Below are 20,816 nucleotides of genomic sequence, written 5' to 3'. Positions count from 1 at the left end.
ATCACTTTGAAAAAAATGGTCTAGACAAATGGGTGCATTATACTTTGAAATTGAGTTGTTTTTATGGAGGGTTAAATGATTAATGAATTATTTGCTACTGTACGTAGTGGAGATGCCAATCAAGTTGCGGATCTTATCAATAAAGGGGCTGATGTTAATGCCAGGGACAATAGAGGCAATACTCCTCTACATTTAGCTGTTCTTGCAGATAAATTACAGGTAGTAGAAAAGCTTATAGAGGGAGGGGCTGATGTTAATGCTAAGAATAATCATGGCGCTACTCCTCTGCACTGGGCTGCTCTTAATCAGAATGTCAATATAGTAGAAAAGCTTATAGAGAAAGGGGCTAATGTTAATGAGAAGAATAAATATGACAATGTCCCTCTGCACTATGCTGCAGGTTATGGTAGCTTAAGTGTAATAGAAAAGCTTATAGAGAAAGGGGCTGATATTAATGCTAAGTCCAGTAATGGCGATACTCCTTTGCATTTGGCTACTAAAAATAGTCATTTAGATGTATTAGAAAAGCTCATAAAGGAAGGAGCTAATGTTAATGAAAGAAACAAATATGGTAATATCCCTCTGCACTACGCTGCAGTTTATGGTAGATTAAGTATAGTAGAAGAGTTTATAGAGAAAGGAGCTGATATTAATGCTAAGAACAATAATGGCAATACTCCTTTGCATTGGGCTGTTAAAAGCAGTCATTTAGAAGTAGCTAAATTTCTTATAAGTAAACATGCTGACGTTAACGCTAAAAATAAAGATGGTTGGACATCTTTGCACTTTGCAGCTGCTTATGGCAATTTAAATATAGCTAAGTTCATTCTTGATGAAGAGAATGATGTTGATGCTAGAGGAGCTTTAACCGTAGCAAATACGCTTAGTAAAGAAAACAGCTCAGAAATACTAAACCTTCTAGAGGAAAGAATAAGGAAAAATGAAGAAACTACACAACATTTTATAAGACATAGGCGTCATCGATACTCACAAGAGGAAGGCAGTTCTCTATCAATAGGTGTCCATAATCGCCGTAGTATTGTAAAAGAAGATGAAAATTCATTGCAAAATGATAAAATAGGAGTTACAAGCGGAACAAGTAAGCCATCTTCATTTATCAATATTTTTGCTTACACTACGGTAGATACTATTAAAGGTATTTTTCAGTTTGTTTCTTCTCCTTTTAAGGCAGCTATAAGTATGGAACCTTCTAAAGCTATTACAGTTCAAGGTATTGATAACAACGGTATACTTCTTTTATTAGATGTATTTATAAGGAAAATCACAGGTCAGAAGTATATTTCCACAGTAGTTCAGTCTATATCACCATTAGAAGCACAGGGCTATGCATTAAATATTATAGAGGAATTTGAGAAAGTAGTAGAGCAAGCTGGATTAAAAAGTGGCATATCAATGCACCGGTTAAATATTGATTATGTAGAAATGAAGAAAGAGGTTGCTGCAAAAATCATAAGTGGTAAATTTAATGAGATTCCGAAGGTTTTAAACTCATATGTAGAGCAAGCATGCCACGATAGAGAAACAGGTAAGTTAAGTCCAAAGAAGTTTAACAAATTTATGATTGTATTTAGTAAAGGACTAGATTTAATAGTAAATCAATCAATAGAGCAGATATTACACAATAGAGATAGTACATTAGAAGTTGAAGAACAGCAAATAAACTTAGAGCCTCAAAGTTATTTAAGTAATACTTCTGTTCAAGGCCATTTAACTCAGGATAGAGGTTTAATAAATCAAGGTAAGGCTTAATCCTTAGCTTTTTGATTTCATCTAGTAAAAGGCCGGTAATTTGAGCTATAACATCAATGGGTACACCGGCCTTTATTTTGATGCCTTCAAGCAATGTGTGACTATTACGCCACCTAAAAAAATAATCATACACTGTCTTCCATAGAGGAAAATCTTTTGCTCTACTGGCAAATACCTTTCATTATGTATCGTATAGCATGAATAATCGTTCTGATTTTATGCTTTCTTGGCCACACCTTATGCAACTCTTGGCTCAAAAAATTTCCATTCTTTGTCACTTACATCACCTGGATATATTTTTTACTGATCCTATCATATTATCTTCCTAAATTCCTTTCAAGATATGTTCTAAAAAGTAGAATCCGTTCAGCAGGGTGATAAAATAAGATAGAAAAGACAGCCATAGAAATAAATGGTGTCATCCCAATATGATGCTTTCTCTGTCATCCCAGTACTTGACATTGGGATCCAGTTTTCTTTATAAATTCATCAAAAGTGCTTCATTTTATAACGCAAAATCCATACTCACCAAACCCAATGCATTACTTGCAATCTCAATTCCAGTATCAAGCACTGGAATGACACCATTTTTGCTTCGATATTTACACATTAGCCATGCATCTGAACGGATACAAAAGTAGAATTTATAATTCTATCTAAAAGGATACCGAAAAAGAGCAAGAGTCCTATCTGGGAATTATTTTTAAATATGGACATGCATTGATTAGAATCGTCTGGATTGAAATTTTTGTGTTGGTGGTGAAATATGAATCCTATAGCAAGTAAAGCAATATAAAAGATGTTATTTAATGATGATAGTATACCAGCATACAACCATGCCATTAAGGATATTAAATAAAATCTTTTCAACCAAGATTTTGTTGTATTGCCAAAATATAATGCAGTAGATTTCATTCCTAATTTCTCATCATCTTTTTTATCTTGATGAGCGTATATAGTATCATAACTAAGCGTCCAAAAGACGCATCCTATATAAAATAGCAAGGATTCTATGCTAATCTGGTTTGTTATTGCTGCTGAACCCATGAGTGATCCCATGTTGAAAGTAAACCCTAAAAATAATTGTGGCCACCAAACGTAACGCTTTAGCAAGGGATAGATAACTATCATGCACATTGAAATTATTCCAAGTATAAGAATAGTTTTATTGGTTAATAATAAGATTATCAGGGCAATAGACAGTAACAGTGAAAGTAAAGCCAAAGCCTGCTTTATGTTTAATGCACCACTTGCAAGTGGCCTATATTTTGTTCGTTCAACGTGCGCATCTATTTCTCTATCGAAGATATCATTGATTATGCACCCTGCGGGTCTCATTAAAAATGCACCTATAGTAAACAAAACAAGGAGAAAAAGAGCCTGATACGATAGAGAAGTTGAGGCTAAAAGAATGCCGCTTAAGCTAGAAAATAGCACAAGCCATAAACCTGTTAAACTGTGTATTCTCATTAATGAGAAATAATGGTTGAAATACATTAATTAAGTGTGATTATGTAATATTTTGCTTACATTGACAAAATTATCGAATGCTAAATCAGGCTTAAAAACTAACTCAGGTATAAATCGCAAATCAACATAACACAATATAGATTTACGTATTGACCATGCAGATTGGTTCATTTCATTAACAACAGTGCTGATATCATCATTATCATTTTGGATGTTTAATGAAGATAACACAATATATACATCTGCTTTCTTCAAATCTTTGCTTAGCTTTACATCAGATACTACTACTTTTTCATTAAGAACATTACCTTCCATTAAGACTTTTGATATTGCCCTGTGTAATACCGATGCTACTTTCAGGTTTCTAATTTCCTTTTTCATATTCAACTACTATAACGTCCTTTCTTCTTGCACTAATTGATAAGCTTCCAAAATATCTCCAACTTTAATATCGATATTACCCTCTAGCGATATTCCGCATTCAAAATTTACACCCACTTCTTTAACATCATCTTTAAATCTACGTAGTGCTTTTAACTTTCCTTCATGCACCAATTTGCTGCCACGTACTACCTTAATTAAAGAATCTTTTTTTATAACTCCATCAGTGACATAACATCCGATTATATTACCGGCTTTGGATGCATTAAATATTTGCCTTACAGATGCAGAACCAACACGAACCTCTCGTGTAACAGGCTTTAACATTTTAGTTAGATACATCCTCATGTCTTCAATAAGCTCATATATTATATTGTAAGTATGTATTTCTATACCTTTTTGTTTTGCTAATTCTCTTATTTTTGAATCCACTTTTACATTAAAAGCTAAAATTACTGCGCTTGATGCTTCTGCAAGCAGCACATCTGAATCTGTTACTCCTCCTACTGCTTTGTGTAGAATATTTAATTTCACTTGCTCTTTACCAAGCTTATCAATTGAGCTTGATATTGCTTCAATAGAACCAGTGACATCGCACTTTAAAACTACAGATAGTTCTTCTGTTTCACTATCATTACGACTGAATATATCTAAATTACTGTCGTCTAAATCTTCTTGCTTTTTCTTGATTAATTCTAACCTGTATTCAACAATTTCACGAGCCTGCCTTTCAGAGTTTACAACAACAAATTTATCTCCAGCATTTGGTACACCATTTAAACCAGTAACTTCAACTGGAGTAGAAGGTAGTGCCGCTTTTTCTCTTTGACCAAGGTGATTAACCATACTGCGTACTTTGCTGTATGTTGTACCAACTACCAATATGTCACCAATCTTTAATGTCCCTTCTTCAACTATTAATGTAGCTGATATTCCTTTAGCTTTATCTATTTTGGACTCTATTACCCATCCAAGTGCTCGACAATCCTCTATTCCTTCTAGCGTCATTAATTCAGCAATTAATAAAATTGCCTCTTCTAGTTTATCTAAGTTGATTTTCTTTTTTGCTGATACTGGCACAATTATAACATCACCACCAAGTTCTTCGGGGATGAGGTCATACTGAGGCAAACTATTAATTATTCTTTCTACATCGCCAGGTTGTGATTTATCAATTTTATTAATGGCAACTATAATAGAGACATTTGCTGCTTTTGCATGGTTTATTGCTTCAACTGTTTGTTTCATGATTCCATCATCAGCTGCAACTACTATCACAACTATATTAGTAATATTGGCACCACGTGCACGCATTGCAGTAAACGCCTCATGCCCTGGTGTATCAATGAAAGTAATTTTTTGCTTATTTTTTGTCGTTAATTGATAAGCACCTATATGTTGAGTGATGCCACCTGACTCTCTTTCTGCAACATTGGATTCACGAAATGCATCAAGCAATGATGTTTTACCATGATCCACATGTCCCATAAAAGTAACGATAGGTGGTTTTGGTCTTTTAGGTAAGTTTTCTCTGTTGCTTATGAAGAGTAAATTCTTTTCTTTATCAGCATCACTTACTCGTTTAGCCGTATGATTAAATTTTTTTGCTATTTCGCATGCTATATCTGGATCTACTAGATCATCTACTCTATAGCTCTCCCCAACTTCTTCTTTGAGCATTTTTAGCACACTCTTGCTATCTTCTGCCATACGAATAGATAACTCCCTGATAGTTATTTTGTCTGGTATAATAACTTCTCTTGCTATATTTTTACCCTTAGTAAACTTTGATTGTTTACTTCTTATACCAAATTTTTGCTTAAATACAGGGAGGTGTTCATTTCTTTCATCTATTGCCTGTGTAATTACTAGCTTAGAATGCTTAGAGTATATATCTTTGCTAGCTTTAAAAGACTTTTTATTATTGTTCTCATATTCAATACTATCTTCTTTTTGTTCAACTGAGTTAGTATTACTTAAAACTTCCTTATTTATTTCTTTAGGTACAGAGTGTGATTCATTTTTATCTTCAGCTTCTTGATTGCTTTCTTCTTTTTTTATTTTCTCTTCTTGTTCTCTCTGATTCCTTTCTTTCAGCAAAGTAGCATTCTGTACAGCATTAATGCGGGAAATTTGTTCTTTTTCAGTTAAAGAGCCTGATTTACTCTCGTCAAATAAACTATATTCTTCTGCAGAATGAATTTTTCTTCTTTTTTTTACTATTGTAGTACCAGTACTTTGACTATCTAAAGAGTTTAAATTAATGTCTAATTTAAGCTTGCTTAAGCCTTGTAGGGTTAATTTTTTATTACTGATATCTTCATTATTCATATTGTTTTTATATTAATCCAAGCTTTTTACGTGCTTCTATGATTATTAAATCTGCTGTATCTTTTAGATTATTTTTATTATTAGTTGAGGAAGAGAGTATGCTATAAAACTCATAATTTGATAAATCTGCTATGTCCTCTAAAGTTTTAATATTATGTTTACTAAGAGCAATTTTATTATCTATTGATAAGGCTAAGTTGATTACATTGTCTTCCATACCTAAATTTTTTAGCTCTTCTATTTTTCTATCATTCTCTGCTCTCAGGTAATTGTTTGCTCTATTATGAAGTTCATTTGCAATATCTTCATTGAAGCCCTCTATTGAAGCAAGTTCCTTAATTGAAGTGTTAGATATATCTTCTACACTTGAAAAACCTTCTGTTACCAATAATTGGCCCATAATCTCTTCTAAATTTAAAGCTTCAGCAAATAAAACTGAACATTGACTAAATTCTTTATTTCTTCTTTCTGATTCTTGTTGAGTGCTTAATATCTCAATTTTCCATCCAACAAGCTCTGAAGCTAATCTTACATTCTGACCCTTTTTTCCTATAGCTAAACTCAATTGATCTTCAGCAACTATTAACTCTATACAATTTTCATTTTCGTCAATAATGACCTTTGATACTTCTGCAGGAGTAATGGCTTTAATAACAAATTGACCCAAATCTGATGAGTAATGTATGACGTCGATTTTTTCACCGTTTAATTCGTGTATAATAGTTTTTATTCTATCTCCTTTAACTCCAACGCAAGCACCTACTGGATCGATATTCTTATCAGATGAAAAAACAGCAACTTTAGATCTTGAACCAGCGTCTCTAGCTATACCTTTAATTGTTATCAATCCGTCAGCAACTTCTGGTACTTCTTGATTCAACAATGCCTCTAAAAAGCCTTCATGAGTCCTAGAAAGAATGATTTGACGTCCATCGTCAGAGCGCTTAACAGCCTGTATGTAAGCTTTAACCTTATCGCCTTCACGAAATGACTCACCACCAATTAAGTTTCGTAAAGGGAGGTATGCTCCAATTCCGTTTATGTCTATAATAAGATCTGAATATTCTACTTGTTTAACTATGCCATACCTCATTTCTCCTACCTTATCTTTAAATTCCTCATATTGCTTTTTTAACTCTTCATCTTTGATTATTTCAGAAATCTTTTGCTGGGCAATTCTTGCTGAAACAAGATCAGTGTTAAGAGAAATCAACTCACTAATAGTATCTCCAACTTTTGCATCTTCTTTTATTAACTTAGCTTGTGTCAACTTAATTAAGTCACACTCATTTTCATTTGATTCATCATTAATGACTTTTAGTTGTCTATATGAGGTAACTTTGCCTGTGTTTTTATCTATATCAACTACAATTTTACTTTTGCTACCATACTTTTGTTGAGCTACTGCTTCGATAGCACTTTTAAGTGCATTTATTATAATATTAAAATCCAAACCTTTTTGAAGTGAGAGCTCTCCCGCTGTTTTTATTACATCAAGGCTTCCAACTATGTTATTCTTGTTGCTTTTCTGCTTAACACTGCTTTTACGATTAGCAATCATATAAATAAATCCAATTTAATTAGTTATAATTATAGCTTCAACAGGTAAAAAACGCTATCTTAAATGTTAAATGATTGCTAATTTAAGTCAAGTTTTTTCATGTCTTTGTATGATAAGCAATGCCGGAGTAAAGAATAAAGTTAAGACCGTTGCAGCCAATATTCCACTTGCTATGGTTGCTGAAATATCAACCCACCACTGGCTTGATGGAGCATCATATGTGATTTGTAGCGTAAAAAAACTGATATTTAACCTAGTAATCATCGGTATTAAACCAAGAACTGTAGTTGCAACGGTAAGTAGTATTGGCCTGATGCGAGAAATTGAAGCGTTTATTATACATTGCTTAATGTTATTTTTGCGCACCTTAATTTGCTGATGAAAGGCATCAAGCAATAGTATATTATTATTCACTATAATTCCTGCTAAAGCAATTATCCCCACTCCACACATGACAACTACAAAAACTTTCTGAATAAGAAAGAAAATGAAAAATACACATGTTGTTGATAAAAACACTGCTGTCATTACGATAAATGTATAGTATATGTTGTTAAACTGTGCCACTAGCACCAATATCATCAATGTAATTGCTAATATAAAAGCCTTTAATAAAAATGCTCCTGATTTTTGTTGATCTTCCTTGTCACCTTTGAAATCAATCTTTACTCCTTTACTACAGTCTTGAGTAATCGAATTTTGAATGAACTTAACTCTTTCATCAACAAGATAGCCAGTATCAACGTCAGCAGAGATTGTTACTGTGCGTGATCCATCAATCCTACTTAGTTTATTTGCCTTTTTTTCGGGAACGTATTTCACTATGCTACTCATAGAATATGGTCCATTTGCTGTATTAATAAAAAGGTTATCTATAGTTTTCATGTTGCGATTCTTTCTGGGAAAGCGTAGTACAATATCAATTTCTTCATCTGCGTTATTTGTTCTATATTTTCCAATTAATACTCCATTTGTAACCATCTTTATAAAATCACCGATGGTTGCAACACTTACTCCAGAGCTTGTAGCCTTACTCTTATCAATACTAATATTCCACTCTATTTCAGGTGCTGATCTACTATCTTGAATATTTATAAATCCAGATGAAGGTTGGTCCATAATTTTTAGGATTTTCTCTGCTACTGAATTCAAGTTGGATGCACTTCCGCTTAAGTTAATTTGTATTGGCTTGTCAGCTGATGGTCCTGACTTTTGTTCCTGTACATCAATTATTACTCCTTTTATGTTTTGCACACTACTCCTTATATCATTTAGTATTTGCGTAGCTTTGCGCCTGCAGCGCCAATCTACAAGTTCCAATTGAATTTTGGCAATAACGTTGTCTGAAAATTTTCCTGATCGAGCATAAAAAACATAAATTTCTTTTTCAACACCCAAAATATGTTCTTCTACTTTCTTAAGTATCAAATCTCGTTCTTTGGCTGATAAGCTTTCTTTTACTTTAACGCTGATTAAAATGTTATCTGAATCTACATTCGGAAAGAACTTTAATCCAGGACCAAAAGTAAAATATAATATACTAGACAAAAATAAAACAAATACAACAACACATACAAATTTTTTGGGGTGATCTAAGACTTTCTCTAACATACGTACATAAGTTCTTATTATAAGCCCAGTATTTTTTATCTCACCACTTTCTATAGCACTCATTCTTATTATTTCTTTTTTTGAAGTTATGGAAGGTTTACCAAATATTGCACCAAGTGTTGGTATAAAAACCAAAGCCATAATTAGCGATCCAGTTAAAGTTAGAATTATTGTAATTGGTATGTACTGCATAAATTTACCGACTGTATCGGGCCAGAGTAACAGAGGGAAAAACACTGCTAATTTAGTCAATGTTGATGATAAAACTGGATAGAACATATCATGAACTGAGGTGCAAAAGGCTTCTACTTTATCCATGCCACAAATCATCTTTCTATCAGCATATTCGCTGATTACAATTGCATCATCAACCAGCATGCCAACTGCCATAATTAAACTGAAGAGCACAACTATATTTAGAGTAATACCCATGAGGTAAAGAGCCATTATTCCTATTAGAAAGGAGCCAGGTATTGATAGTGCAACAAGAATAGCAGCCCTTGTTCCCATAAAGAGCATTATTATGGTTAATATTAGTAATACGGCAAATATTATACCATTTTCCAAGTCGTCAAGCACATCACGTACATTTTTTGACTGGTCATTCAAATAAACTACTTTTAAATTTTCAGGTAATTGATCTTTTGCTTTGTCCATTAAGTATTTTACTTGATTTACCGTGTCTATTATGTTTTTTCCATTACGTTTTGAAATTTCTAGTACAATGCTAGGTAGTCCATTAATACGAGCAAATCCTTGGTGATCCTCAAACCCAAGGTATACTTTTGCTATATCTTTGATTCTCAAAACTGCATCACTTTGAGATCTAATAGGAATATTCATAATATCTTCTATGTCTTTTAATAACCCTGATATTTTAATCGAATATTTACCGGTATCATTTTCTAGTGATCCGACTCCTACCAATCTGTTGTTGTTTGATATAGCTTGAAATATCTCATTTGATTGAATGTTATATTTTGTTAGAACTGTGGGCTCAATTATAACTTCCACTGTTTCTTTACGCATACCTGCTACTTCAACTTTAAGAACATTTGGCAGAGATTCTATTTCTTTCTTTAGTTTGCGTGCTATTTCAGTTAAAGTTCTTTCCGGCAAATTACCAATCAAGCCAACGTTTAGTATCGGAAATAAGCTCAAGTTTATTTCATTGATTATTGGAGATTCTGCTTCAATAGGTAATTTTGATTTTATGTTTAAAAGCTTTGAACGGACATTATCGAGCACTTCTTTATTATCATACTCTGTTCTAAATTCGAGTATCATGTGAGCACCATCATTAGTTGCAAAAGCTCTCAATTCTTTTACACCTTCGATGGATCTTAGTTCATTTTCTATAGGAAGCACTAATAGCTTTTCACTATCCTCGACAGAAATACCAGGAACCCCGACAAATACGCTAATTATAGGAATCTGTATATCAGGATTGCTTTCTCTTGGCATTTTTATATAAGTGTATGAGCCGAAGGTAAAAATCACGATAAGCAATAATATTACTGTTCTATTCCTCTCTATAATTAAGCTTTTCATTCCGGACATTATACGTATTTACATCATATTATAGCTAAGATAAATTATATATTAATTAATCCTTATATAGCTTTATGTAAATGATTAAAATTTTTACAATTTTGCAAGCGTAAGAAAATTTCTATATAATATGACTTTAGTATGGTATTTGAGGGATTATTATGGTAGCAGTTTTAAGTTTGACAGAAGGCAAGAATAAAGTGATCGTATCTGGGTTGGTTGGTGTTTCATCAACTTTAGTATTTTTAACAGTGATTCACATTGCTGCAAAGATAGCCATTATAGTTACTGCTGCTGCAGTTACTTACTTATTACTTTTGTTGATTCATAAAATAAGAACTAAAAAAGAACAGCCTGCTGAAATTACTGGTGTTTCAGGAGATGAAGGGTATAGCAGTGTTGATGAAGGTGAAGAAAAAGATACAGAAATATCCGCAAAAGAACCAGAAAGAGCTGAAACTGAGTTAGAAGAAGAAATAATAAGGAAAAGAGCACAAGAACGCATGGAGAAAGGATCACTTGGTGGCCCGATAAATGCGTTTGGCGAACCAATTCATGTGACTATAGATGCTGAAAATAGCAATCCTGTTGATTATACAAAAACTATGGTAGTGCCTGAGAAAATTATTCTTGGCATGCCAAATGATAAAACTCTTACACAAAATAGCTCTAGCTCTGTAAAGAATCAGATGAAATCTCTTCCTGAACACATGGATGTATTTGGTAATCCACTTCCTGAGCAGCCACCAAGCAAACTTCCCAATATAGGGCCTAAGTCTAAAAGTACGCAGAAACTATCTGCTGCAGACTTGCTATTACGGTATGGGAATGTAAATAATGATGTGAGGAAAGTGCTAGAATGGCCAATTACCTCAAAGGAGTTTAATGGGTTAGGGTTTAACAGGTAGTTGCTATATCAAACTCTCCATCTTATATTGAGGATCAGATGCAATGCCATACACTCTATTTGGCGGAGCAATTTTGTTCTCTATACCAAAAACTATACCTTCAATTATTGCTGTGAGTACTTTTTCAAGGTTACAATCTGCTCCAGGAACACGGTGCTCTAGGCGGCATCTTTTGGAATCGTTGCCAAAATAGGGGATTCTTATTGCAGCAGTTCTGTTATTCACTCCCCAACTAATCGTCGTTGGAGTATGAATATCTGGGTACTGAAATCTTAAATATGAATCATCATTTGGAGCAAAAAACAACATATGTTTTTTCATCATTGCACATAATCCACCTATGCTGTGAATCAGGTGGTCACTATATTTTTGCTTATTGCTATAAAATAAATTATTATTATTTGAATCCATGAGGCTAACATGTACATTTAGTGCGCTGCCTGCTCTATCCAAATAAGGTTTTGCTTTAAAAGAAACATTACCATCGAACTCTTGTGCTGTTCCAATCAGTAATTGTTTTGCCAACTCAAAATGCATAATTAAATTATCAGAGCTCGTATAACAGTCACTTTTTATTTCATATTGGTTTAAAGAACTCTCTTTCTCACAAAAAAATCCAAGAGAAGCTATTTTATTTTTGATGCTATTCAGAAATAAATATTCTTTTTTTATTCCCTCAGTGTAAAACTCCAGTTCAATACCGAATACAGTATTATGACTCAAATTACTTAATATAATCACAAATTTACTTCAATAAATTTATATTAAATCAGCTATATTTATACAAGTACTTTACTTATTTATCAGTAAATTTAATATCTTATTTATACATAATATATTACTATTTTTTAATGACATACTTCTAATCCTCGGTACAAGCGACATTTACAAATTGATTGTTTTTATTTCAAAAAAATGATCAATTTTAGTGCTTTTATACTCTTTACAACTCGTCAAAAAATCCTCATAATTTTAGGTATGTATTAAGTAGTGTTAGCTTTTTATCTTACAGTAAGCTATTGATTATCTTGCATCTTTCTGATTATTGTTCTTTCTTGGTGTGGTATATGAACTTAACTAACCCTAAGGTTTCTACTATGTTTTTTGATCAGATTATTACAGTAACGGACCACAATGTTACTTGGGAAAAAATCCAAAATTATCTCCATAATCTTTATGGAGAGGCAACATATAACAGCTGGCTGAGTTCACTAAGATTTATCAGCAACAGAAATGGAGAAGTTTTGTTGTCTGTACCAACAAGATTTATAAAGGAGTGGATTACAGTTCACTACATGGAAAAAATATTGTCATTATGGCAAAGCGAAGATCAAAGTGTATGTTCTATTGATATTCAATTAATTGAAGAAAGAAATTCAAATTCTAATACGATACTAAAAAATAGAGAGGAAAATAATCATAATCTTGGTTCACCACTGGATCCCAGATTCAGTTTTGATAATTTTGTGGTAGGAAAGTCAAATGAATTAGCATTTACAGCGGCAAAGCGTGTAGCGGAATCTATAGATCCAATATCAGGCAGCAATCCTTTATTTCTATATGGTGGAGTGGGACTTGGTAAAACACATTTAATGCATGCTATAGCTTGGGATATAGTTAATTCTCTATCAGCAAAGAGAAAAGTAGTATATTTATCGGCAGAGAAATTCATGTATCAATATATTACAGCGCTGCGAAGTAAAGATATTATGTTATTTAAAGAACAATTTAGATCAGTAGATGTATTGATGGTAGATGATGTACAATTTATCAGTGGTAAAGATAGTACACAAGAAGAATTTTTTCACACTTTCAATGCATTGATAGATCAAAATAAACAATTGGTTATATCAGCTGATAGATCTCCTAGTGATCTTGATGGAGTAGAGGAGAGAATAAAATCACGACTTGGTTGGGGATTAGTTGCAGATATCAATGAAACAACTTTTGAATTAAGACTTGGTATATTGCAGGCCAAAGTGGAGCGAATGAATATTTATGTTCCAAAAGATGTCCTAGAATTTTTAGCAAGGAATATAAAATCCAATATAAGAGAACTAGAAGGAGCATTAAATAAGGTTGCTCATACTTCGTTAATTGGAAGAAGTATGACAGTAGAATCAGCTAGCGAGACCCTAATAGATCTTCTTAGATCGAATCATAGGTCAATCACAATAGAAGAGATACAAAAGAAAGTAGCTGAATTTTTTAACATAAAGGTTGCAGATATGCAATCTAATAGAAGGCTCCGTAGTCTTGCAAGACCAAGACAAATAGCTATGTATTTTGCTAAGAAGTTTACACAAAAGAGCCTGCCAGATATTGGAAGAAACTTTGGTGGCAGAGATCATGCGACTGTTATACATGCAGTCAAACAAGTAGAAAATTTTATAAGAACTGACTCAAAATTTGCTGATGAAATCAATCTATTAAAAAAGATATTTAAGTAGTATTTTATTAATGATAACCAGGCTATTTTAATTTCTTTGATCAAATATCCTTTTCTTTCTATTTCATTAGATTAGGTGAGCCAGGTGTCAGTATTAGTAATGGTTAAAAAAACTAGAGAAAATAGCTAGTCTATTGCTTAAAAAGTATATAAAATCAAAATTTAAGTAGGAAATATGGCAGTTAGACTTATTCCGGACAATATTGATATCAAATTTAGTAAATATGGAAAAATGACAGCATTTATTAGCATTATTCTCGTCGTTTTTTCGGTGCTTACTGTTGTACTACATGGAGTGAATTTAGGAATAGACTTCACAGGTGGAGTTTTAATAGAGATAAAATCCTCAAGTGAGGATAATGCTATTCTTAATATATTAAAAGAGAATGGATTTACGATACAGAGTTCAAAAGCTGTTGATAACTTAGTTGTGCGGTTTAAAGATGAGGGAGATGAAGATAAAATTAAAAAGGTCAAAAGTATACTGGAAGAAAAATTCGGTAATGCAATAATTTACCGCAAAATAGACTATGTTGGTCCACAAATAGGTTCAACACAGATATTTGAAGGGATATCAGCCATGTTAATTGCAATTATTGGAATATTTTTTTACGTTTGGCTTAGGTTTAATTGGCAATGTGGACTTGGTGGAATAACGGCACTGGTTCATGATGTAATTTTAACTCTTGGCTTTATCAGCTTAACGAGTATTGAGTTTAATATTTCATCAGTTGCAGCTCTACTTACCGTGATTGGCTATTCAATCAATAATTCAGTGGTTATATACGATCGGATTCGAGAGTATCAAAAAAATAGAAAAGATGTAGAAATGGATGAAATAGTTGATTCCAGCATTAATTCGACCCTATTTCGCACTATGTTAACTTCAGGTACTACTCTTCTTGCCGCTCTTCCTTTAGTGCTGATTTGTACAGGTGTGGTCAGAGACTTCAGCTTAGTTATTTCTTTTGGCATTGCAGTTGGCACTTGCTCTGCAATATTTATTTCTGCTCCTATATTGACCTGCAGAGCTTTAATAAGCAGATGAAGCACAAATGTTAATATATTTATAATAAAATTGGTATATAGCTTTCATTATTCATATTATAAAGGAGTTTTTTATGGTAGATACTCTGAAATTGCAATTGAAAGATATTGACGATTTCAATTCATCAGGAGATAGTTTCGATGTTAAATTAAAGAATGGTGCAGAGTGCAATTTTGATGGAAATGATTTAAAGTGTAGGTATAACGCCAAAAGCCATAATCCGTTTAGCCAGCCTGTTCATAATCCAGATACAGATTACAGATTTACAGAACAGATAAAAATAGGGAATATTCAGTTTGATTCTAGCAAAAGTACAATTGATAATGAAATTAATAAGTTATTTAGTTTTAAAGTTAATGATGATACGGAAGGAAATTATGTCGCAGAGTATCCGGTATACTCAGATTTGGATATGGAAAGAAATATAAATATTGCCAGCAAAGATGGAGAATCTATTGTAAATATAAAAGGGTTTTCTGGGTATAATGAAAAAATTGGTAATGTTTATTTTACCGATATTTATAAAGGGGGAACACAGGCGTTAGTAAAATTCGAAGAAGACTCTTTTAAGGTTGAGAACAAAGGATTAGGTAATTTAGGCAGCAGGCTTGAGATCGAGAGTATAGATCAAACTTCAAGAGGAATTGATTTAGAAAGCAAAAGTGGAACGCTTGAATATAATGGTACTTACCAGATAAGGTACTACACGGAGCCATATGGTGATCACAATTTAGAGATTAATGTATTTTAAAGATCAATACCAGAATGCTGCTTATGTAAGCAGCATTTTCTAGTCACGATATAATATCAACTTATTGTCTCTAATAGTGAAATGAAAATACCTCAAAAAACTCATGCCAAGTAATGAATGGGACATAGAATGAGTATTAACACTAGCGTGCACATCATTAATTAAAAAATTTCCTATTTTAACTTGAGGTATTTGAACCACTCCAGCTTTTATTTGACCTTTTGCAGTTTCATATATTTTAAAGTCTTGAATGTTTTGTAAGTTAATACCAGCATGTAACGCATCTTTTTGCGATAGAACAATATCAGTTGCTCCGGTATCAAGCAAAAACGTTATATTACGATCATTGACTTGAGCTTGAATATAAAAGTGTCCATCGTATGACTTTGTAAATTCAATACTTCCGCCATTTTGAACCCTTCCTTTGTACGGTAGAAAAGTGCTCAGAAACCTATTGCTTAGTTTATCCCCTTGTGAATCAATAAACATTGCAGTAATGACTATTATCAGTAGCCAAATAACTAGATTTTTTGCTGCATTCATATTATTAAAATTTGAAGCCATAAGAGTAAATTTTTAAGATTAGCGTTAAAAGCTATTATTAAAAATAAGTAAATTTTATTGTTTTAGTACAATATTTAATATATACTTTAAGGAGGTATGTTCGATTTAATTTCATGTCAGAAGCAAAAAATTTAATTTTAGCAACAATTCTTTCTATATTGATTATAGTATTATGGCATATTATTTATGATAATTTTCTTAACACAAGCCAAAGCCAACCATCGATTGAAAATATTGAACATATCGAATCTTCTAACGACCTTGCTCCTATGATATACCAAAATCGTTCTGAAATTATTAATTCTACTAGAGAACAGAGAGTTAATTTAACCAATAACATGCTTGAAGGATCAATTTCTCTGAAAGGTGCAAGGTTTGATGACTTAATCCTAACTAACTACCACTTAGAACCGAGTTCTTCTTCTCCACAAGTGGTGTTACTGTCACCTGCAGAATCAAAAGATGTATATTTTGCAGAATTTGGGTGGCTCGATCCGAATGAAAAGATTAAAGTTCCAGATTCTAAAACAGTATGGCAAGCAAATAAACTCAATCAAAAAGAGGTCAATTTATTTTGGGATAATGAAAATGGCATTTTATTTAGAATGAAAATTAGCCTTGACGATAACTACATGTTTAAAGTTGAGCAAATTATTGAAAACAATACAAAAGATAATGTAGTTTTAGTTCCCTATGGTAAAATCAATCGTAAACGTGATAATATTAATGAATCCTATTGGATATCACATGAAGGAGTACTAGGTGCATTTAACAATAAGCTAGAGGAGTGGACATATAAGGATATTTCTAAGAAGCGTTTAATAAAGGCAAGCACGAGTGAAAAAAATTGGTTTGGTTTTGCTGATAAATACTGGCTTACAGCCATCATACCTGAGAAATCAGATAAAATAAATGTGAGCATTAAACACACGAATGTTAATAACATTGATAAGTTTCAAGCAGATTTTGTTAGACCGTACACACACATACTCCCTGGTACAAGTGCTTCTACTCTGAACTACTTTTTTGCTGGGGCAAAGAAATTGAATTTACTTGATTATTATAAAGACACTCTCAATATACCTTTGTTTGATAAGGCTGTAGATTTTGGTGTTCTTTATTTTATAACCAAGCCGGTGTTTTTACTGCTTGAATATTTTAACTTTGTTTTGAAAAATTTTGGCTTAGCAATATTATTGCTAACTTTAGTAATCAAACTTTTGATGCTTCCCTTATCTAATAGATCATATATTTCGATGTTCAAGGTGAAAAGCCTGCAGCCTGAATTAACTCGTATAAAAGAGTTGTACAAAAATGACAGCTTAAAGCAGCACAAAGAGACAATTGCGTTGTTCAAGAGAAACAATGTAAATCCAATTTCGAGCATTTTCCCTATGCTCATACAAATACCAGTATTTTTTGCTCTGTATAAAGTATTATTTGTTACTATAGAGATGAGACACGCCCCTTTTTATTTATGGATTAAGGATCTTTCAGCTTCTGATCCAACAAACATTTTTACATTATTTGGGTTGTTTAATTATAACTTTCCTATTTCTATAGGCATTTTACCTATAATTTTCGGCGCTACCATGATAATTCAGCAGAAGCTAAGTGAGAACGATCAAACCAGTAAAGATGATATTCAAGTAAATGTTATGAAGTTTTTACCTTACATTTCTGTCTTTATTTTTTCTTCTTTTCCTGCCGGCCTGGTAATATATTGGATATTTAGTAATATTATAACTTTAATTCAACAATCATTAATAAAGTTGTTTTTAACGAAAAAAGTGGTAGTAAATGTCGAAAATACTAATAGTTAATTCAATTTATTATGCTGAAATAGCAAACCTTTTGCTTGAAGGTGCAGTCGATAGATTAAAAGAAAGTCATGCAAGCTATGACATAATTGAAGTTCCTGGTGCATTTGAGATACCAGCTACAATTCTCTTTGCAGTAAAAAGCAAGAATGCTAATTATGACGGTTATTTAGCTCTTGGGTGCGTGATTCGCGGTGAAACCGATCACTATCAATATGTTTGTAAAGGAGTAATCGAAGGCTTAAATGAAGTTATTATGCATTATGCAATACCTCTTGGTATGGGCGTAATTACCGCTGACAGCAAAGATAAAGCACTAATTAGAGCTGACAAAAATAAAAAGAACGTTGGTGGCCATGCAGCCTCAACTGTTTTGCATATGATGGATCTACACAATAAATTAAAATAATGGAGGAAAAACCAGTAGATAAAAAGTGGCGCATCAAAAGAAGCACGGCAAGATTTCTTGCTGTACAAATTGCTTATTCAAATATTTTCGTAGGTTACAACAAAAGCACTTTTAAACTGGAAAATTGTGAGCTTAAGGACTACATAAATAAGTTGAGAGATATATTTGAATGTGAAGAATTTGACCATCAGTTCTTAGAAAACTTGTTATATAAGGTTATAAAGAGCAGTGAAGAATATGATAAAATAATAGAGTCTTATTTACATCCAAGCTGGTCACTTTCACGATTAAATCTTATAAGCTTATCTATTTTGCGTGTTGCAATATGTGAGTTGATTAATTGCGATACACCAGTTCCAGTTGTCATTAATGAATATACTAACATTGCATCTGATTTACTTGATAAACCAAGCGAAATTGGTTTTATTAATGGATTATTGGATAAGGCAAAAGATGCAGTTAAATTAAATAAAAATCCTTAGCAAATTTCTTATAAGTATGTGAATATCTATTTTTTGAGACAGTTTCTACAATAAGTTTAAGTCATTAACACTAAAAAAATGAAGGGAAGACTTATTCCTTTTATACTTGGCTGCTTAATGATCTTTCTGGCTTTTCGTGTTCAACTTTTGGTGATTTAACAATTGAGCTTGGCACAAATTCGATGATTACTTCTTTAGCATCATTTTCTTCAACTCCTAAACCTAACGTTTCTAACTCCTGTTCACAATTTATTTCTTCAAATATACCATCACTATTCTTTTTGTATAGCTGATGTAGATCAAGGAGTTTAGTGTTGCCAAGCAAGATCGGATCAGGATTATCAATATATCTAATCTGGCCATAACTTGCAGCTTTGAATACTTCGCCTTTTGAGTTAGTAAAATCTATGGTATATTCACCATTTTCGTTCTTATAGTTCTCTTCAATAAATTTAAGATCTTTATCTGTTACCTGCAACATCAGGTATCTTTGACAGCTACCAGTAACAATTCTCGGAGCTTTAAGCTCAGATATTTCATTATTTTTCATGATGGAATATGTTATTGAAGCAATCAGTGCAATGGTAACAGTTGCAAGTAGATTTGTTCCAATTGGCCCTATTATACAAGCTGAAGACATCCAACATGGAACTGAAAGTGTTGTTGCTGCACCTATGACACATAGAGAAGTAAGTACTATAAGTACAATGGCTGTTTTTTGAGGATGGTTCTTAGAAGTTAACATAATTACCTCATTTAAATAAGTTGAAGTAATATGTAAAAAATTATTATTGTCAACTTATAAACAATAAATTATCTACCACTTGAGCCAAAGCCCCCTGCATTGCGGCTGGTTTCTTCTGTGCAGAATTCTTCTCTGTCATCCCAAATTACCTGAGATACAGGAGTGATGAGGATTTGTGCGATTCTATCTCCTCTTTTTATTTCATATGGCTGATTACTTAGATTAATTAGGCAAACTTTAACTTCACCTCGATAATCGGAGTCTATAGTGCCCGGAGAATTTAAGACAGTGATTCCATGTTTTGCAGCAAGCCCAGAACGTGGGCGTACTTGTCCTTCAAAACCGTTTGGTATTGCAATCACAATGCCAGTTGGAATAAGTAACCTTTCAAGTGGATTTAAAATAACAGAGTTGTCCAGTGCGGCATAAAGATCCATGCCAGCACTCTGCATAGTTGCATAACAGGGAAGAGGCAAGCTTTTGCCATGTGATAACTTTTTTATTTCTACTTTAATTTTATCTCTTTGCATTTTTATTCACCAGTTATGAAAATTTGATTGTAGCATGTAAATTATGCCTGTAAAAGATAAGAAAACTACTTGACAAATATTGCCAACTTTCCTTATTATGACACTAAGGGTATTTATGACTCAAAACTTGTTTTTGACCTGCAAGCTCAATAACAAAAATTCAGTAAAAAACTTAAGGTACTTATTGGCGGATTACATAAAATTATAGCGGCTGCATGTCTTTTTTATTTTTTCTACATTCAGCCAAAACGCGCTTATTTTAAGCGTTAGCACATTATTACAGCGCCAGTTTAAATTATTATAGGGTCAAACTCACTAAGTGGGGATCCTTTTGCCTTTTTTATAATTAGTAAATTTATTAATATTTTGGATTAGTGAGGAGTCCTATAGTATAATGCACCCCATAAACTAGACCAAAAAAAAATGGTTGATCCG

General features: G+C 32.7%; 17 protein-coding genes. 8 read left to right on the top strand and 9 right to left on the bottom strand.

The genetic code is table 11. The annotated features are described in order from the left end of the window. Window positions 1–75: 75 nt before the first annotated feature. The gene (locus tag LB100_RS03725) at window positions 76–1,770 is read left to right on the top strand and encodes an ankyrin repeat domain-containing protein (protein ID WP_456201491.1); all 1,695 of its coding nucleotides are present in this window, start codon (window positions 76–78) and stop codon (window positions 1,768–1,770) included. A 609-nt stretch (window positions 1,771–2,379) separates the two neighbouring features. On the opposite strand, the gene ubiA is transcribed toward LB100_RS03725, so the two are convergent. The 5 genes from ubiA to LB100_RS03700 all read right to left on the bottom strand — a co-directional run bounded on the left by ubiA (window position 2,380) and on the right by LB100_RS03700 (window position 10,675). Next, complete coding sequence (gene ubiA, locus LB100_RS03720; protein ID WP_456201490.1) at window positions 2,380–3,267, bottom strand: 4-hydroxybenzoate octaprenyltransferase; 888 nt, start codon at window positions 3,265–3,267, stop codon at window positions 2,380–2,382. Between the two features lie 3 nt (window positions 3,268–3,270). After that, window positions 3,271–3,621, bottom strand: a complete 351-nt coding sequence (locus tag LB100_RS03715; protein WP_006015187.1) for a ribosome-binding factor A — start codon at window positions 3,619–3,621, stop codon at window positions 3,271–3,273. 9 nt (window positions 3,622–3,630) lie between these two features. Beyond that, the gene (gene infB / locus LB100_RS03710; protein ID WP_264719452.1) at window positions 3,631–5,952 is read right to left on the bottom strand and encodes a translation initiation factor IF-2; all 2,322 of its coding nucleotides are present in this window, start codon (window positions 5,950–5,952) and stop codon (window positions 3,631–3,633) included. Between the two features lie 7 nt (window positions 5,953–5,959). Then, a complete protein-coding gene (nusA, locus tag LB100_RS03705) occupies window positions 5,960–7,513 on the bottom strand; it encodes a transcription termination factor NusA (RefSeq protein ID WP_456201489.1) in 1,554 nt (517 codons plus the stop codon). Window positions 7,514–7,600: 87 nt separating this feature from the next. Further along, on the bottom strand, window positions 7,601–10,675 hold the full coding sequence (locus LB100_RS03700; protein WP_456201492.1) for an efflux RND transporter permease subunit: 3,075 nt from the start codon (window positions 10,673–10,675) through the stop codon (window positions 7,601–7,603). Between the two features lie 161 nt (window positions 10,676–10,836). Between LB100_RS03700 and LB100_RS03695 the strand changes: the two genes are divergently transcribed. Next, on the top strand, window positions 10,837–11,583 hold the full coding sequence (locus LB100_RS03695; RefSeq protein ID WP_456201488.1) for a hypothetical protein: 747 nt from the start codon (window positions 10,837–10,839) through the stop codon (window positions 11,581–11,583). A gap of 3 nt (window positions 11,584–11,586) precedes the next feature. Here the strand turns inward: LB100_RS03695 and LB100_RS03690 are convergent, their stop codons facing one another. After that, window positions 11,587–12,324: a type I glutamate--ammonia ligase gene (locus LB100_RS03690; RefSeq protein ID WP_264336679.1), complete on the bottom strand. Its 738-nt coding sequence runs from the start codon at window positions 12,322–12,324 to the stop codon at window positions 11,587–11,589. A gap of 326 nt (window positions 12,325–12,650) precedes the next feature. Between LB100_RS03690 and dnaA the strand changes: the two genes are divergently transcribed. The 3 genes from dnaA to LB100_RS03675 all read left to right on the top strand — a co-directional run bounded on the left by dnaA (window position 12,651) and on the right by LB100_RS03675 (window position 15,831). Further along, a complete protein-coding gene (gene dnaA, locus LB100_RS03685) occupies window positions 12,651–14,033 on the top strand; it encodes a chromosomal replication initiator protein DnaA (RefSeq protein WP_264336680.1) in 1,383 nt (460 codons plus the stop codon). Window positions 14,034–14,207: 174 nt separating this feature from the next. Next, on the top strand, window positions 14,208–15,080 hold the full coding sequence (secF, locus tag LB100_RS03680) for a protein translocase subunit SecF (protein ID WP_456201487.1): 873 nt from the start codon (window positions 14,208–14,210) through the stop codon (window positions 15,078–15,080). A 73-nt stretch (window positions 15,081–15,153) separates the two neighbouring features. Next, window positions 15,154–15,831 carry a hypothetical protein gene (locus LB100_RS03675; protein WP_264719457.1) on the top strand — a complete coding sequence of 226 codons (678 nt, stop codon included), beginning with the start codon at window positions 15,154–15,156 and terminating at the stop codon, window positions 15,829–15,831. Between the two features lie 39 nt (window positions 15,832–15,870). Here LB100_RS03675 and LB100_RS03670 read toward each other — a convergent pair whose 3' ends face one another. Further along, complete coding sequence (locus LB100_RS03670; protein ID WP_264336683.1) at window positions 15,871–16,395, bottom strand: TIGR02281 family clan AA aspartic protease; 525 nt, start codon at window positions 16,393–16,395, stop codon at window positions 15,871–15,873. A 113-nt stretch (window positions 16,396–16,508) separates the two neighbouring features. On the opposite strand from LB100_RS03670, the gene yidC reads away from it, so the two are divergent. From yidC to nusB, 3 genes are read left to right on the top strand one after another with little or no spacing between them, the layout of a single operon-like run. Next, window positions 16,509–18,218 (top strand): membrane protein insertase YidC, encoded by a 1,710-nt coding sequence (yidC, locus tag LB100_RS03665; protein WP_456201486.1) that lies wholly within the window; start codon window positions 16,509–16,511, stop codon window positions 18,216–18,218. Beyond that, window positions 18,196–18,624 carry a 6,7-dimethyl-8-ribityllumazine synthase gene (locus LB100_RS03660; protein WP_456201485.1) on the top strand — a complete coding sequence of 143 codons (429 nt, stop codon included), beginning with the start codon at window positions 18,196–18,198 and terminating at the stop codon, window positions 18,622–18,624. The genes yidC and LB100_RS03660 overlap by 23 nt, the downstream gene beginning before the upstream one ends. Continuing rightward, window positions 18,624–19,106, top strand: coding sequence for a transcription antitermination factor NusB (nusB, locus tag LB100_RS03655; protein WP_456201484.1), 483 nt, complete (start codon window positions 18,624–18,626; stop codon window positions 19,104–19,106). Before LB100_RS03660 ends, nusB begins: the two co-directional genes overlap by 1 nt. A 100-nt stretch (window positions 19,107–19,206) precedes the next feature. Here nusB and LB100_RS03650 read toward each other — a convergent pair whose 3' ends face one another. Together LB100_RS03650 and dut are read right to left on the bottom strand one after the other, a co-directional pair. Then, window positions 19,207–19,851: a hypothetical protein gene (locus LB100_RS03650; protein ID WP_456201483.1), complete on the bottom strand. Its 645-nt coding sequence runs from the start codon at window positions 19,849–19,851 to the stop codon at window positions 19,207–19,209. A 68-nt stretch (window positions 19,852–19,919) separates the two neighbouring features. Next, entirely contained in the window at window positions 19,920–20,381 is a 462-nt protein-coding gene (dut, locus tag LB100_RS03645; protein WP_456201482.1) for a dUTP diphosphatase, read from the bottom strand. Between the last annotated feature and the right edge of the window lie 435 nt (window positions 20,382–20,816).

It is taken from the genome of Wolbachia endosymbiont of Protocalliphora sialia, assembly GCF_053891855.1.
The sequence above is the reverse complement of the archived record's forward strand: the minus strand, read 5'-3'. Positions and strand labels throughout refer to the sequence as shown.